Origin of the sequence: Actinospica acidithermotolerans, from assembly GCF_018139625.1 — a bacterium.
Classification (GTDB): domain Bacteria; phylum Actinomycetota; class Actinomycetes; order Streptomycetales; family Catenulisporaceae; genus Actinospica; species Actinospica acidithermotolerans.
Window position 1 is genome coordinate 1 of record NZ_JAGSOH010000150.1, and the last position, 15,106, is coordinate 15,106.

Annotated in this window: 12 protein-coding genes; 7 read left to right on the forward strand and 5 right to left on the reverse strand. The window is 73.0% G+C overall.

Going from position 1 to position 15,106, the window contains the following annotated elements; all coding sequences use genetic code 11:
- Window positions 1–633 (forward strand): SDR family NAD(P)-dependent oxidoreductase (locus tag KDK95_RS30630; protein ID WP_212521823.1); only part of this gene is annotated, 633 nt, incomplete at its 5' end.
- 350 nt (window positions 634–983) lie between these two features.
- A complete protein-coding gene (locus tag KDK95_RS30635; protein ID WP_212521824.1) occupies window positions 984–1,472 on the forward strand; it encodes a DUF5990 family protein in 489 nt (162 codons plus the stop codon).
- A 46-nt stretch (window positions 1,473–1,518) separates the two neighbouring features.
- On the opposite strand, the gene KDK95_RS30640 is transcribed toward KDK95_RS30635, so the two are convergent.
- From KDK95_RS30640 to KDK95_RS30650, 3 genes are all read right to left on the reverse strand, one after another.
- Window positions 1,519–2,175, reverse strand: a complete 657-nt coding sequence (locus KDK95_RS30640) for a vitamin K epoxide reductase family protein (RefSeq protein WP_212521825.1) — start codon at window positions 2,173–2,175, stop codon at window positions 1,519–1,521.
- Complete coding sequence (locus KDK95_RS36415; RefSeq protein ID WP_212521826.1) at window positions 2,172–3,059, reverse strand: DUF929 family protein; 888 nt, start codon at window positions 3,057–3,059, stop codon at window positions 2,172–2,174. The genes KDK95_RS30640 and KDK95_RS36415 overlap by 4 nt, the downstream gene beginning before the upstream one ends.
- A gap of 295 nt (window positions 3,060–3,354) precedes the next feature.
- Window positions 3,355–4,041 (reverse strand): hypothetical protein, encoded by a 687-nt coding sequence (locus KDK95_RS30650; RefSeq protein WP_212521827.1) that lies wholly within the window; start codon window positions 4,039–4,041, stop codon window positions 3,355–3,357.
- A 237-nt stretch (window positions 4,042–4,278) separates the two neighbouring features.
- Here KDK95_RS30650 and KDK95_RS30655 point away from each other — a divergent pair, with 237 nt between their 5' ends.
- Both KDK95_RS30655 and KDK95_RS30660 read left to right on the forward strand, forming a co-directional pair.
- Window positions 4,279–7,410 (forward strand): class III lanthionine synthetase LanKC N-terminal domain-containing protein, encoded by a 3,132-nt coding sequence (locus KDK95_RS30655; protein WP_212521828.1) that lies wholly within the window; start codon window positions 4,279–4,281, stop codon window positions 7,408–7,410.
- A gap of 501 nt (window positions 7,411–7,911) precedes the next feature.
- Window positions 7,912–10,956, forward strand: coding sequence for a penicillin acylase family protein (locus KDK95_RS30660; protein WP_212521829.1), 3,045 nt, complete (start codon window positions 7,912–7,914; stop codon window positions 10,954–10,956).
- Window positions 10,957–11,018: 62 nt separating this feature from the next.
- On the opposite strand, the gene KDK95_RS30665 is transcribed toward KDK95_RS30660, so the two are convergent.
- A complete protein-coding gene (locus KDK95_RS30665; RefSeq protein ID WP_212521830.1) occupies window positions 11,019–11,942 on the reverse strand; it encodes a class I SAM-dependent methyltransferase in 924 nt (307 codons plus the stop codon).
- 60 nt (window positions 11,943–12,002) lie between these two features.
- On the opposite strand from KDK95_RS30665, the gene KDK95_RS30670 reads away from it, so the two are divergent.
- From KDK95_RS30670 to KDK95_RS30680, 3 genes are all read left to right on the forward strand, one after another.
- Window positions 12,003–12,782: a nucleotidyltransferase domain-containing protein gene (locus tag KDK95_RS30670; protein ID WP_212521831.1), complete on the forward strand. Its 780-nt coding sequence runs from the start codon at window positions 12,003–12,005 to the stop codon at window positions 12,780–12,782.
- Window positions 12,783–12,883: 101 nt separating this feature from the next.
- Window positions 12,884–13,651 carry a class I SAM-dependent methyltransferase gene (locus KDK95_RS30675; protein ID WP_212521832.1) on the forward strand — a complete coding sequence of 256 codons (768 nt, stop codon included), beginning with the start codon at window positions 12,884–12,886 and terminating at the stop codon, window positions 13,649–13,651.
- Window positions 13,648–14,364 carry a phosphotransferase gene (locus tag KDK95_RS30680; RefSeq protein WP_212521833.1) on the forward strand — a complete coding sequence of 239 codons (717 nt, stop codon included), beginning with the start codon at window positions 13,648–13,650 and terminating at the stop codon, window positions 14,362–14,364. The genes KDK95_RS30675 and KDK95_RS30680 overlap by 4 nt, the downstream gene beginning before the upstream one ends.
- A 116-nt stretch (window positions 14,365–14,480) precedes the next feature.
- Here KDK95_RS30680 and KDK95_RS30685 read toward each other — a convergent pair.
- The coding region (locus KDK95_RS30685; protein ID WP_212521834.1) for a maleylpyruvate isomerase N-terminal domain-containing protein at window positions 14,481–15,106 on the reverse strand (626 nt) is incomplete at its 5' end.

Sequence of the window (15,106 nt, forward strand, 5' to 3'; positions counted from 1 at the left end):
GTGTGGGTCGGGAGCCGGGACGAGGGCCGTGGGCGGGAGGCGGTTTCCGCGCTGGGGGCGGGGGCGCGGCTGGTGGTGCTGGACGTGACGGACGAGGCGTCCGTGGCGGCGGCGGCGAAGACGATCGAGGCGGCCGGCGGGCTGGACGTGCTGGTCAACAACGCCGGGGTGGAGGGGCGCGGGCCGGGCAACGCGGTGATCGGCGCGGCGGAGGTGACCGCGGAGCAGATGGAGTACGTGTTCGCGACGAACGTGTTCGGCACGGTGCGGGTCACGCACGCGTTCCTGCCGCTGCTGCAGCGTTCCGCGTCGCCGGTGATCGTGAACGTCAGCAGCGGGCTCGCCTCGCTGGCCTCGCTCAGCGACCCGCAGAGCCCGACGCACTTCTACCCGGGCGTGGCCTACCCGGCCTCGAAGGCGGCGGTGAACATGATCACGATCCAGACGGCGAAGGCGTTCCCCGGGATGCGGATCAACGCGGTCGAGCCGGGCTTCACGAAGACCGACCTGAACGGCAACACCGGCACGCAGACCGTCGAGCAGGGCGCGCGGATCATCGTGCGGATGGCGCGGCTCGGGCAGGACGGGCCGACCGGCGGGTACTTCAGCGCAGACGGCCCGCTGCCCTGGTGAGCCCTGGTGAGCCCTGGTGAATCCGGGCGGACGAGTCGGGCCGGGTCGAGTCGGGCCGGGCCGGGTCGGCGGCGGCGCTCCCGTGGTAGATCCGGGCTGCCTCATCGGGTCGGATCAGGCCGGGAGGGGTGGGGTCAGGCCGGTGGGGCCCTGCCTGGTGCGTCGAGCCCGTCGAGGCGGCCGAGTTCGTCGGGCTCGTTGCGCCTGTGGGACGCGTCGTGGCTGGTCAGATGGGTTCAGGCGGGGTGGATGCGGTGAGCCGCGCGCGCGTCGGTGGGCGCGGTTAGCATCGAAGGCACGGGGCCCCGCCCACCTCGGCCGGGCAGGGCCGGGCTGCGTGAGGAGCGGGCATGGCGGCGCATCGGAGCGGCGAGGTCACGTTGCGGATCATCGGAACCGACCTGCCCGGGCTCAGCTGCCCGCCGGGCGGCGACTTCCCCGGATACGCGAACATCCACGTGGCCGTCCAGCGCAAGGACGCGCCGACCGAACTGCTCGACCTGCAGCGCGGTGACGCCCAGCGGGTCTCCTGGTCGCTGCCGTGCACGGCGTCGACCAGCGAGGCGGAGGGCCTGGTGCTCAACGGCCCGTACATCCAGAACCGGCTCGGCGGCCGCTTCGTCTACCTGTCCTGGGTGGACGTCGACGCCGAGGGACGGCCGACGATGCTCCGCCGCGGCAAGCTGCTGCTGAGCGCGGTCACCCCGCACATGCTGGCCGAGGCGGTCGAGCGCGGTCAGTTGCGGGCCCGGCTGACGATGACGGACGAGAAGGGGCACCCGGTCTGCGCCCGCCTGATCCCGCCGCGCGTCCAGTGGAACGCGGAGTCCAGCGGGTGACGGGCAGAGACAGACCGGGTGCCGCTCCCTGGCGGTCCGGCGGACGTCAGGCGGGTTCGGGGATGGTGGCGGTGGCGGCCGTGGCCAGGGCGGTGATCGCGAACAGGGCGATCGCGAGCGCGTGCACGACGGTGCACCACAGGCAGATCGCGTCGATCTCGAACAGTTCAGCGTAGACGAGCCGGGCGACGAAGCAGACCCCGAGCACGGCGAGCGCGAGGCGCGCGGTGCGCACCAGCGGGGAGCGGGAGCGCCAGGCGGCGGGCAGGGCGAGTGCGGCGAACGCGGCGAAGAACAGCAGGCCGAGGACGGCGACGGGGATGCCGAGCAGCAGCGATTCGGGGCTGGTGGTGACCTTCTCGCAGTTGATCGCGCCGGTCGCGGGGCAGGCGAGGGTGACCGACTGCGTGTAGTGGGCGACCGTCAGGTACGCGGACACGGCCAGGCCGGCGGCCGCGGTGATGAGGGCGGAGGGAGCGATCCAGCCGGGGACGGCGGAGCCGGCGGAGCCGGCCGGGGCGACTGATGTGCTCGGGGCGCCGGGCCTACGCTGCGTGCGCGGCTTCGACTGCGGTTGCGGCTGCGGCTGGGGCTTCGGCTCCGACTGGGACTTCGACTGCGGCTCCGGCTCCGGCTTCCGCTCGGGCTTCGACTGCGGCTTCGGCTGCCGGTGCGGGGGGCGCGGGGTGGCTGCGGTGGTCATGAGGCGGACTCCAGGGCGCGGACTTCGGGGGCTTGGCAGATGGCGGCGGGCTGGTCGTGTGTCAGGCCGCACAGCTGGCCGGTGATGCGGTTCGCGGTGCCGACGATCGCCTTCGTGCTGGGGCTGTCGGCGTCGGTGAGGGCGGCGGCGATCTGCGTCCAGGTCATGCCGGAGAGCACCTGCGGGCTGTAGCCGGAGCTGCGCAGCATCGTGGTGCCGCCGAGGTCGATGAACGGGATGCCGCCCTGGCCGGCGTTCTGCAGCAGCTGCTGCTCGGCGGCGGTCGGGCTCTGCAGCGGCTGGTCGTTGCGGTCGTAGAGCTCGACGGAGCGGAAGGCCAGGTAGCTGCTGGTGTAGGTGGCGTGCAGGAAGGTGAACGTGTTCGTACTCGGGTAGACGTCGCTCGAACTGGACTCGGTCAGCGCGAGGCCGGTGAACGTGCCGAAGCGGCTGAGCGCGAGCACGAGCGGCCAGCGTTCGGCGGCGCAGTACGGGCAGTACTCGGCGCCGAGGTAGAGGACTTCGGGCTTCGCGTCGAGGGTCAGGGCAGTGCCGCCGGGGACGGCCTCGGCCTGGGCGGTGGTGCCCCCGGTGCCGACCGCGGCGTACACGGCGGCGGGGACGGAGGTGGCCTTGGCGGCGACGTCGGCGGCGGTGGACGCGCTGGTCGTGGTCGCGGCCTGGCTGGCGGTGGACGGGTGGTCGGCGACCTTGGCGATCACGAGGCCTGCGAACAGGGCGATCACGACGGCGATGCAGGCGAGGGCGGTGCGGCGCTGGCGCTGCCGCTTGGCGGCGAGGGCCTGCTCGTGCACGATGCGGCGGCGTGCCGCGGAACCCGGTCCGGAACCGCGCCGGGGCGCGGCGGGATGCGAGGTGCTCACGGGGGAAACTCCTGACTGCGCGTGGAATACGGCATGGGCTGTTTGCTGATGGGCGGTCAGGTCGCCCGGACACGGCACGGCACGGGGCACGCCTTGGGCGCGGCTGAGTCGTCGTCAGCCGAGGGTGAGCGTTGCCGAGGGTGGGGCGGCGCCGGGGGACCTAGCCGAGCGCGACGCAGGTCGCCCGGGCACAGCACAGCACGGCACTGCACGGCACGAACGCGGCTGGATCGCGGCTGAATACGTCGTCAGCCGAGTGAGCGTGCCGAAGGTGTGGTGCGGGGGGGGCGGGAACCTAACCGAGCGCGGTGCAGGAGGTTGCGGGCGGGCCGCGGCGCACGACGGCGTGCCGCAGGTCCAGACGCTTCGGGCGGATTCGGCAGGCCGCGCGGGGCGCGGGCGCGGTCCGTAGCGGGCCGGCGGGCGCGGCGAGGCGGGTGAGCGCGAGGGCGAGCACCGGCCACCAGCGGCGCATGAGGGACCCGGCCGAGGCGAGTCGGCCGAGCGGGCTGCGCAGCGTCAGCTGCGCGCGCTCGCCGCCGGCGAGGAACAGGGCGCTGACCAGCGCGACGAGCAGTTGCGCGAGGAGCAGGGCGAGGCCGACGTGCAGCGTGCCGTCCGGAGCGAGGCCGGCGGGTTCGGGCGCGGCGGTCTGGGCGCAGCGGATGGACTCCCCCATCGGCGGCAGCGCCTGGATCAGCCCGCAGCCGCGCACCACGGTCTGGTCGAGCTGCGCGAGCGCGAACCAGTAGTCGAGCCCGAGTTGCGCGAGGACCGCGAACGCCGTGATCCCGGCCGTGCCGCGGGCGCGCGCGCCGCCGACGTACGCGAGCGGGTAGAGAGCGGCGGCTGCGATCACCACCGCCCACAGCGGGGCCGTGCCGCGGCCGATGACGGCGAAGGTGACCGCGGACAGCAGGACGCACGCCGCGGTGAAAACGGCGGCGCGCAACGCTCGCGGGCACAGGCCTTCGTCTGTCATGGCGCGCTCATCGTCCCACGGCGCGCGCCCGCGCGCCGTGCAGGGCTCGGATTCTTTCTCAAATTCTCACGCTGGAACACGCGTACGAACCGGAACCGGAGGTGTAGTACCACAGATGGGTGCGCGGGTGATTCCGGGGGGTTCGCCGGGGGCGCGTTTCGCCGCTGCGCGCTGCCTTGCCGCTCGTGCTCGAAGGCTGAGATAACTGGCGCCGTACCGAGGGGAGAGGACCGACGCATGGATAGAAGGTACGAACCGTACTGCCTGGCCGATCCGCTCTTCTACGACCATCCCGGCGCCCGCGAGGATGCGGCGGACGCGTTCGAGCACGTCAGGCGGCCAGTGCCCGACGGCTGGAGCGCGTCCGCCGCCGGCGGCCGCCGACTGCTGCGCCCGAACGGCGAGCCGCGCGGCCCGGAGCAGGGCTGGAAGATCCACGTCGCGGCCACGCCCGGGTCGGCCGCCGGCGTCCTCGACGCACTGTGGGACCACTGCGTCCCGGCGCGGCTGCCGTTCGCGTTCCTGCGCTCGCCCGCGCTGCTGTTCCTGCGCAACTCCGTATACGCCGACCGCGACGGCGCGGGGAAGTTCGCCACGATCTATCCGGCCGACGACGCGGAGCTGGAGCGCACGCTCAAGCAGCTCGACGACGTCCTCGGCGGCCGGCCGGGCCCGGCCATCCTCAGCGATCTGCGGTACGGCGCCGGCCCGCTGTACGTGCGCTACGGCGGCTTCACCGCACGCTACTGCCGGGACGCCTCCGGCGCCTCGGTGCCCGCGATCGCCGATCCGCGCGGGCGCCTGGTGCCGGACCGGACCGGACCGGCGTTCGCGCCGCCGCGATGGGTGACGCTGCCAGACTTCCTCGTCCCGCACCTCGAAGCCCGCCGCGCGGACCGCTTCGCCGCGATGCCGTACACGATCGACCGGGCGCTGCACTTCTCGAACGGCGGCGGGCTCTATCAGGGGACCGATGCGCGCACCGGCCGGACGGTCGTGCTCAAGGAGGCCCGGCCGTACGCGGGTCTGGCCGGGGACGGCCTGGACGCGGCCGCCCGGCTCGAACGGGAGCGGGACGCATTGCGGGCGGCGGCCGGCAGCGGCGTCGTGCCCGAGGTGCTGGACTGGTTCGAGGCCGGCGGGCACCGGTTCCTCGTGCTCGAATTCGTCGAGGGCCGGACGCTGGACGCGGCGTCCGGCGAGAGGTTCCCGCTGGCGGGCGGCTCAGGTGGCGGAGGTGGTGGCGGCGGCTTCGGTGGTGACAGCGGCAGCTACGACGGGGGCGGCGGCTTCGGTGGCGGCGGCGGTGAGCCGGGTGCGGGTGCAGGTGCGGTACGCGAGTACACGGCGTGGGCGCTCGGCGTGCTGGGGAACGTGGAGCGGGCGGTCGCCGCGTTGCATGAACGCGGGGTCGTGCTCAACGGCCTGCGACCGTCGAGCGTCATGGTGCGGCCGGACGGGTCGGTGACGCTGATCGGGTCGGTGACGCTGGTCGGGTGCGGCGGCTCGGCCTCGGCCCCGGCGCCAGCCCCGGCGCCAGCCCCGGCCCCGGACTCGGACTCGGCCTCGGTCCCGGTCCCGGTCCCGGTCCCGGACCCGGACGGCGAGTTGGGACGTTCGCTGTTCGCGGCGGGCGGCTTCCCGGCGCCGGCCGGAGTGACCGGCCGGGCCGTGGACGAGTACGCGCTCGCCTGCCTGCGTCTGGCGCTGTTCCTGCCGTTCACGGACCTGCTGCCGCTGGACCGGAGCCGGGCTCGCGCGCTGGCGGACGTGATCCGGGGGCAGTTCCCTGACGTGCCCGGCCGGTTCCTGGACGAGGCCGTGCAGCGGATCGTGACGGCGGGCCGGGGGGCGTTGCCCGTGCGGGCGCTGGACGCGCCGATCGCGGGCGGCGACTGGCCGGCGGTACGGGACTCGATCCGCGCGTCGATCGCGGCGATGGCCAGCCCGCAGCGCGGCGACCGGCTGTTCCCCGGAGACGTCCGGCAGTTCGCGCACCCGGGAGCCGGGCTCGGCCTGGCGCACGGAGCGGCCGGGGTACTCTACGCGCTGCACGCGACCGGAGCGCAGGTCGCCGATGAGCACGTGGACTGGCTGGTGCGTCGTGCGTGCGACATGCCGCCGTCGCAGGTCCGGCTCGGCTTCTACGACGGCATGCACGGGATCGCCTACGTGCTCGACCTGCTCGGGTACCGCAGCGCGGCCCTGCGGCTGGTCGACGTCGCGCTGGAGGAGAGCTGGCAGCGGCTCGGCCCGGACCTGTCGGGAGGCCTGTCCGGGATCGGGTTGAACCTGCTGCACCTGGCGGCACGCAGCGGGGACCGCGAGCTGTACGGAGCGGCGGTCGAGGCCGGCCGGCTGGCGGCGGAAGTACTGGCACAGCGTGACATGGCACGAACCAGGGGCAGTTCCGGCACACGGTTTGCGGGCGCGCCAGCGCGCGCCGGTCTAATGCGCGGGGCCAGCGGGCCCGCGCTGCTGTTCCTGCACCTCTACGAGCACACCGGGCACGCCGACTGGCTGCAGCGAGCGCACGCTGCCCTGCGGATGGATCTGGCATGCCACGCGGCTGCCGATCCGGGCGGGGAGGCCGGGGGCCGGCCGGCTGCGGGGCTGGCCGACGGCGGTCCGGGGATCGGGCTCGTTCTGCGGCGGTATCTGACGCACCATGACGACGACGAGTTCCGCGCGGTCCTCGCCACCATCCGTCGACGTGCCGCGGCGACGCGGTTCTGCGCGCACGCCGGCTTGTTCGACGGCCGGGCCGGGCTGGCCATGGCACTCGCCGACAGCGCGTCGCCGAACATCCGGCACCCGACGCCGGATCCGCGGTCCGTTGCTGGTTCGCTGCTGCCACATCGAGCACCGGAACCGCGGTCCGGTGCTGGTTCGCTGCCGCCCGGTCCAGTGCCGGATCCGCGGTCCGTTGCTGGGTCGCTGCCGCCACATAGAGCACCGGAACCGCGGTCTGGTACTGGTTCGCCGACCGATTCACCGCCGGATCCGCGGTCCGGTACAGGTTCGCTGCCGCCCGATCCAGCATCGCGGTCCGTCGCTGGTTCGCTGCCGCCCGGTCCAGCGCCGGAACCGCGGTCTGGTACTGGGTCGCCGCCCGATCTAGAGCTGGAACCGCGGTCCGTCGCTGGGTCGCCGCCGCCCGATCCGGCCGCGCTCTATCAGATGCGGCGCCTGGCCTGGCACGCCGTCGGATACCGCGGCCGGCTCGCGTTTCCCGGGGACGGCTCGCTGCGGCTTTCGGCGGATCTGGCGACCGGTAGTGCGGGGGTGCTGCTGGCGGTCGGCGCCGTGCTCGGGGTGGACTCGGCCCGGCTGCCGTTCCTGGGCCCTCGGGAGCCGTCGCCGGCCTGAGGCGGCGCCGGGCGTAGCGGATTCGCCGCCCTGGCCACCGAACGCGGCGCTGACCTCGACGACCTCCAGGACGCCATGGGGCACGCCGACCCTGAGACCGCGGCTGTTGGGGAACATCGCGCCCGCGGCGCCGCCCGCCAGCACGAGCGAGAACGCGTCGAGGTGGCGCGCGAGCACCGGCGCGCCGGCCAGTGTGCCTCCTCCAGCCACCGGCCAGACACCGCACGGGCCAGTCACCTCTCCCTGCCACCGCCCGACGCCGCACGGGCCAGTGAGCCTCCCCCAGTCACCAGCTCGCCGCAGCCGCACCTCGAGGTATGCGGCGCCGACTCTGGGCGGTCGCTCGAGGCCCGATGAAGGGCAAACGAAGGTTCGCGTTCATGTTTTTGCCGTGCACAGGTCCGTGCTTGGCAGACATTTGACCTTACCCGGCAGTAAGTTGACGGATCGCCAGGCTCCCGTAACTTCCCGTGCACTCCCACATGCCCCGGGAGGGTCCGCATGCGCCCTAACCGATCCCTACACCCGCCCCTCCTCGCCGGCGGCAGCCGGCGGGCGCGCCGCCTGCTCGCCGCCGTGGCCGCGGCCGTTCTCGCGGCGACGTCCGCCGCCGGCGCGGCCACCGCCGCCCAGCACGCGAACGCGGCCGCCCTGTCCGTGGTCGACGACTGCGGCGGCCAGTGCTACGACATCCTGCCGGCCGGCGAGAACGGCAACGAGACCCTCGCCCAGATCCTGCTGTACAAGGTCTTCGGCACCTACCCGTCGAACAGCAACGACCAGCTCGGCCCTTACTCCGACCTGGCCACCGCCTCCACCGGCCTGACCGACGCGCAGATCGACCAGTTCTACAACTCCTCCGCCCTCGGGGTCTCCTCCGCCGACGTGCAGTCCACCGAGACCCCGGAGACCGGCGTCACCATCAAGTTCGACGACTCCGGTATTCCGCACATCACCGGCACCACCCGCGCCGAGGCCGAGTACGGCGCCGGATACGCCGGCGCGCAGGAGCGGCTGTGGGTGATGGACCTGCTGCGCCACCTCGGCCGCGGCGAGCTCACCTCGTTCGCCGGCGGCGCCTCGGCGAACCAGGCGCTGGAGCAGAACCTGTGGCGCGGCGCCCCGTACACCGAGGCCGACCTGCAGGCTCAGGTCACCGCCCTCGCCGGCGACGGCAGCTACGGCGCGCAGGTCAAATCCGACATCGACAACTACCTCGCCGGCATCAACGCGTACATCTCCGCGGTCACCGCGGCCAACGACTTCCCGGGCGAGTACGACCTGACCGGCCAGTCGATGGAGCCGTTCACCGAGACGGACCTGATCGCGATCTCCGACGTGATCGGCGCGCTGTTCGGCAACGGCGGCGGCGAGCAGCTGCAGTCGGCGCTGGTGAAGGAGGCCGCCGAGGCCGAGTACGGCACGACGAAGGGCGACGCGGTCTGGAGCGGGCTGCGCGAGCAGAACGACACCGAGGCGACGCTCACCATCCACAACGGCACCAGCTTCCCGTACGGCGAGGCGACGGGTGAGACGGGCCTCGCGATGCCGGACGCCGGGTCGGTGCAGGCGGTGAACATCGTGCAGAACGCCACCGGCACCGGCGCCTCCGGCTCCGCGGCGAAATCCGCCGCGAAGTCCTCCGCGAAGCCGTCCTCGAAGTCGTCGGCCACATCGAGGACGTCCGCGGCGTCTACGGCATCCGCGACGTCCGCGACGGCGTCGACCTCGGCCACGACGGCGAAGGCGAGTGCCGCGGTGACGGCGCGGCAGGTCGCGGCGCTGGCGAAGAAGCTGCCGGCCTCGCTCCGTAGCAACGCCTCGAAGCTGGTCGGCATGAGCGACGGCGGCGCGATGCCCGGGGTCACGGTGCCCGCACCCGGCGAGCAGCATCGCGGCATGTCGAACGCGCTGGTCGTCTCCGGCAAGGACACCGCCTCCGGAAACCCGATCGCCGTGTTCGGCCCCCAGACCGGCTACTTCGCGCCGCAGCTGCTGATGCTCGAAGAGGTCGAGGGCCCGGGCCTGAGCGCGCGCGGCGCGTCGTTCGCGGGCCTGAGCATGTACGTCGAGCTCGGCCGCGGCCAGAGCTACGCGTGGTCGGCGACCTCGGGCGAGCAGGGCACGTCGGACACGTTCGCCGTGCAGCTGTGCAACACGGACGGCTCGGCCGCGACGACGAGCTCGACCGCGTACATCGACAACGGCGTCTGCACGCCGATGACGAAGCTCGTGCGCTCGGACGCGTGGAGCCCGACGGCCGCCGACACGACCGCGGCCGGCTCGTACGACCTGGTGATGTACCGGACGGACTTCGGCCTCGTCGAGTACACGGCGACGATCGGCGGGAAACCGGTCGCGTACACCGTCCAGCGATCGCAGTACATGCATGAAGCCGACTCGGCGATCGGCTTCATGCTGTTCAACGACCCGTCGGTCATGTCGAGCACGTCCGGGTTCGAGTCGGCGGCCGCATACGTGAACTTCGACTTCAACTGGTTCTACGTCAACTCGGCGCACTCCGCGTACTACAACTCGGGCCAGAACCCGGTGCGCGCCCAGGGCACCGACCCGAACCTGCCGCTGTGGGGTGACAGCGCCGACGAGTGGGTCGGCTGGAGCCCGAGCACCTACACCGAGTCCGACACCGCATCCTCCGCGCATCCGAACTCGACGGATCAGGACTACTACGTCAGCTGGAACAACAAGCAGGCCCTCGGCTACAGCGCCGCCGACGGCAACTACAGCTGGGGCCCGGTCCAGCGCGTCGACCTGCTGAACACCGGGATCGAGAACTACCTCGCCACCGGCGCGAAGTTCACCGAGTCCTCGCTGATCAAGGTCATGGAGACCGCTGCGACAACAGACCTGCGCGGCACGCAGGTGCTGCCGCTGCTGCTGGACGTGATCAACTCCTCGACGGTGACCGACTCCACGGAGGCGTCGCTGGTCTCGGAGCTGACGACGTGGATGAACGGCGGCAGCAGGATCCTGGAGACCTCCTCGACCTCGCAGACGTTCGCGAACTCGGCGGCGATTCAGCTGATGGACGCCTGGTGGCCGCTGCTGCTCGAAGCCGAGTTCCAATCCGGGATGGGCACGAGCCTGTTCGACGCCCTCGACGCGGACATGCAGACCAACGACTCGCCCTCGGGCGGCCAGCAGATCACCGTCTCCGGGACCATCGAGTCGGACAACATGGCGCAGACCCATAAGGGCTCGGCGTTCCAGTTCGGCTGGTGGGGCTACGTCAGCAAGGACCTGCGCAGCGTGCTCGGCCGGTCGGTGACCGACCCGCTTCCGGTGACCTACTGCGGCGGCGGCAGCCTCGCCGCCTGCCGCACCGCCCTGCTGAACTCGCTGGTCGCGGCGTCGCAGGAGTCCGCGTCCACGGTGTACCCGGCGGACTCGTACTGCTCGGCGGGCAACCAGTGGTGCGCGGACAGCATCGTCCAGGACCCGCTCGGCGGCATCGACCACCCCGAGACGACCTGGCAGAACCGGCCGACCTTCCAGCAGGTGGTGTCCTTCACCTCCGGCGGCTGACCGGCGGCACCGTCCAGCGATCAGTCATCGGTGATCAGTGATCGGTGACCGGTTGTCGTTGATCAGTGATCGAGTGCGGCGGGGAGCGCCCGGGCGAGCACGTACGCCTGGGCGCTCCCCTCCCGGCCGATCGGCGCGCGGGTCAAGCGGGCGACGTGCGCGAACCCGGTCGCGGCGAGGTCCTGCTCGACGCGGTCGGGCCGGAGCCGGTAGGCGTCGTAGCGCAGGCCGGTGTGACCGTACGCGTCGGTGATCACGCGGCGCTCGTCGCCGACGTGGAACGCGAGAAGTAGCTGGCCGGCCGGCTTCAAGGCACGATGGAAGCCCGCGTACACGGCACGATGCTCGGCCGGCGGAATGTGGATGACGGAGTACCAGGCGACGATTCCGTCGAGTTCGCCGGGCGGGAGGTCGAGGTCCGTCATCGAGCCGACGGTGAAGGTCAGCTCGGGGTGACGGCGCCTGGCCTCGTCGATCATCGCCGGGGACAGGTCGATTCCGGAGGCGTCGAGGCCCAGGGCGGCCAGGTGCGCTGTGATGCGTCCGGGCCCGCAGCCGATGTCCGCCACGCGCGGCGGCGCGGCGTCGTCCCCGGCAGCGGTACTGGAGCCGATGCCAGGACCGGCGCCAGGACCGGTGCCAGAGCCGATGCGAGGACCGGTGCGGGTGCAGGTGCCGGTGTCAGCCCCCGTTGAGTGGACGAGTTCGGCGTAGAGGGCAAGGGCGGCGCGGTCGAACGGCTGCTGTGCGAGGTCGTCGGCGAGCAGGTCCGCGTAGCTGGCGGCGACCGTGTCGTATGCCGCGCGCGTGACCTGGAGGTACCCGGCGCCGGTTCCCGCGTCCGGCCGCCCGTCACCCTCCTCGCCCCCAGCGCCTTCTTTGCGCTCAGCGCCCTCGGCGGCGACCCGGACCTCGGCCTCCGACCCGGAACGCTCGAGAACGTGCTCCTCACGCTCGGCGGCGCTGCGCGGGAGCGGATTCGTCATGCGTTCCACGCTAGCAGCGGCCTCCGACACGCACCCGCCGTAGAGCGGTAGCCTGCACGGATGCTGCAACTGGAGCTGATCGAGCGGGTCAAGGCGGTCTGCCGGGCGGATCCGGGGCTCGACGGGGCGTTGATGTACGGGTCCTTCGCGAAAGGGGAGGCGGACGAGCACAGCGACATCGAGTTCTGGCTCTTCTTCACCGCGCGCGGGCGGCCTGATCCGGCCGAGTGGTGCGCGCGGATCGCACCGGTCAGCTATCTGATCCGCAACGAGTTCGGCGCGCACGTGGCGATCTTCCCGCAGCTGGTACGCGGCGAGTTCCACTTCGCGAGCGTCAGCCACTACGGATCGCTCTCCACGTGGCCCGAGCGCGGCGCACCGGTCGACCGGATGATCGTCGTCGACCGGTCGGGGCGGTTGGAGCGGCTGCTGCGGGCGCTGCCGGAGCGGGTGAGCACTCCGGCAGCGCCGGGCGACGCGGTTTCCGAGTACTGCGACCGGTTTCTGAACTGGGTCGTGTTGGCGTACCACCTGGTCGAGCGCGGGGAGTTGCTGCGCGCGTGGGACGCGCTCGGCCACGTCCAGCGGCACCTGCTGTGGATGGCGCGGCTCGCCGACCGGGAGACAGCGCACTGGCTCACGCCCTCGCGTGCGGCGGAGGCGGAGTTGCCGCCGCGTACGATCGAGGCGCTGGTGGCGGCGACGTCGGCGGCCGACCTGGATGGGTTGCGGGCCGCGCTGCGGGCCGCGCTCGCCGAGGGACGGCGGTGCTGGGAGGCCATCGGCGCCCCCGTGCCGGACGCGTTGATCGAGGAGATCTCCGCGGCGCTCGGCGGCTGACGACCGCTCACGGGCGCCATCGGGGGCCGCCGCCGGTGACCGGCTGCCGCGCGGAAAAACCGAGGGCTCTCAGCAGGTTCCGACGCCTATCATCGGGGGCCATGACAGCGTCGGCGCGCACGTTCGAGGAACTGGTCGACGAAGCCGAATCGGTCTCCGTCGACGGCTGGGACTTCTCCTGGCTGGACGGGCGAGCCACCGAGCAGCGGCCCTCCTGGGGATACCAGCGCCTGATGGCCGAACGGCTCGCCGCCGCCTCCGCCGCCCTCGACATCCAGACCGGCGGCGGCGAGGTGCTCGCCGGCGCGCGGAAACTGCCGCCGGTCATGGCGGCGACCGAGTCGTGGCCGCCGAACCTCGCCAAGGCCAGCCGGCTGCTGCGCCCGCGCGGCGTCGTCGTGGTCGCCGACCGGGACGAGCCGCCGCTGCCGTTCGCCGACGGCGCCTTCGACCTGGTCACCAGCCGCCACCCGGTGCGCGCCCACTGGTCGGAGATCGCGCGCGTGCTCGAACCCGGCGGCACGTACCTCTCCCAGCAGGTCGGACCCCGCAGCGTCGCCAAGGTCACCGAGTTCTTCCTCGGACCGCAGGACCGGCGCGCCCTCGACGCCCGGCACCCCGACCACGCCCGCGCCGAGGCCGAAGCCGCCGGCCTGGAGGTCGTCGACCTGCGCTACGAGGAGCTGCGCACCGAGTTCTACGACGTCGGCGCGATGATCTACTTCCTGCGCAAGGTCATCTGGATCGTCCCGGGATTCACCGTCGACGCCCACCGCGAACGGCTGCGCGCGCTGCACGACCAGATCCACGCCGACGGCCCGTTCCTCGCCACCACGACCCGGTTCCTGATCGAGGCGCGCAAGCCGTGAGCATCGACACCGAAGGCCTGCCGCTGCTCGCCCGCGGCCGCGACGCCGACGTCTACGCCCTCGACGACACCCGCGTCCTGCGCCGGTACCGGGACCCGAGTCATTCGGCGACGCAGCTGGAGGCGAGGGTGATGGACTACCTCGCGACGCACGGCTACCCGGTTCCGCGCGTGCACGAGGCCACCGGCACCGACCTCGTGATGGACAGGCTGCACGGGCCGACGCTGCTGGAGGCCTGGCAGAAGCAGCCCTGGCGGCTCGGCCGCTACGCGGGCGAACTCGCCCGGCTGCACGACCGGCTCGGTGCCGTCCCTGCCCCCGACTGGCTTCCGCCGCCGCGCCACTTCGCCGACCGGGACGGCGACGCGGTGGTCCACCTGGACCTGCACCCACTCAACGTGATCATCACCGCCGACGGGCCCGTCGTGATCGACTGGACGAACGCCGCGGCCGGCGACCCCGCCTACGATCTGGCCCGCACCCTCGTGACCGTCGGCACGGCCGACCTGCCGCCGAGCCCCGCCGTCCTCGCACGACGGCTGTTCCTCACCGTCATGCGACGGGCCAGCGTCTCGGACCCGGCACCCCGCATCCCCGACGCCGCGCGCACCAAGCTCGCCGACCCCAACCGCACCGAGACCGAGGCCGTCCGCCTGCGCGCGATCATCGACCACGCGCAGGGCAGGCGACCGAGGGGCAAGCGGCGCGGCTGACGGGGCCCGGCGCCGCGAAGCGCGAACCGCCCCGAGCATCGGCACGGCCGACCTGCCGACGAGCCCCGCCGTCCCCGCACGACGGCTGTTCCTCACCGTCAGACCGGCCGGAACCGTCAGAACGCCGAGACCGACTCCGGCGCCCGCTCCGCGCGCGAGAGGGCACGCAGCAGGGCGACCGGGCCGTGGCGGCGGGCCGCCAGCGGGATCAGCAGCGCGAACACCCGCTCATACGCCGACTCCGTCGCCGGCGGCGTCTCCAGGCCCACGCTCGCGGCGAGGTCGTCGGTGTGGATCACCAGCTCCAGCACCCGCGTGGTCAGCACGTCGTTCAGGGTCATCGCGCGGCCCTCGATCCACGGCATCGCGATCACCTCCTCCGGCGAGAGCCGGCCGAAGCACTCGGCGAGGTATTCGCGCGCCTCCCGGGTGAGCCGCAGCACCTCCGCGGGCCCCTGCTCCGCCCGCGTCTCCCCCGTCTCCACGATGCCCCGGTTCACCGGCGTGTCCAGGTCCGCGCCGACCCACGCCGCCTGCTCGTAGTGCGCCGCGAGCGCGGTGACCACCGCCCCGTCCTGCGGGCGCTCCGACTCCACCGCCCAGCGCGCCGACTGAACCTGCCACCCCAGATGCGCCGCCAGCCCGCCCACCGTGAACCCGGCACACGCGCTCGGCTCCGCCCACCGCCCCGCCACCTCGGCCGATGCCAGCAGGCCGAGGTGGCGGGGCGGTGGGCGGAGCC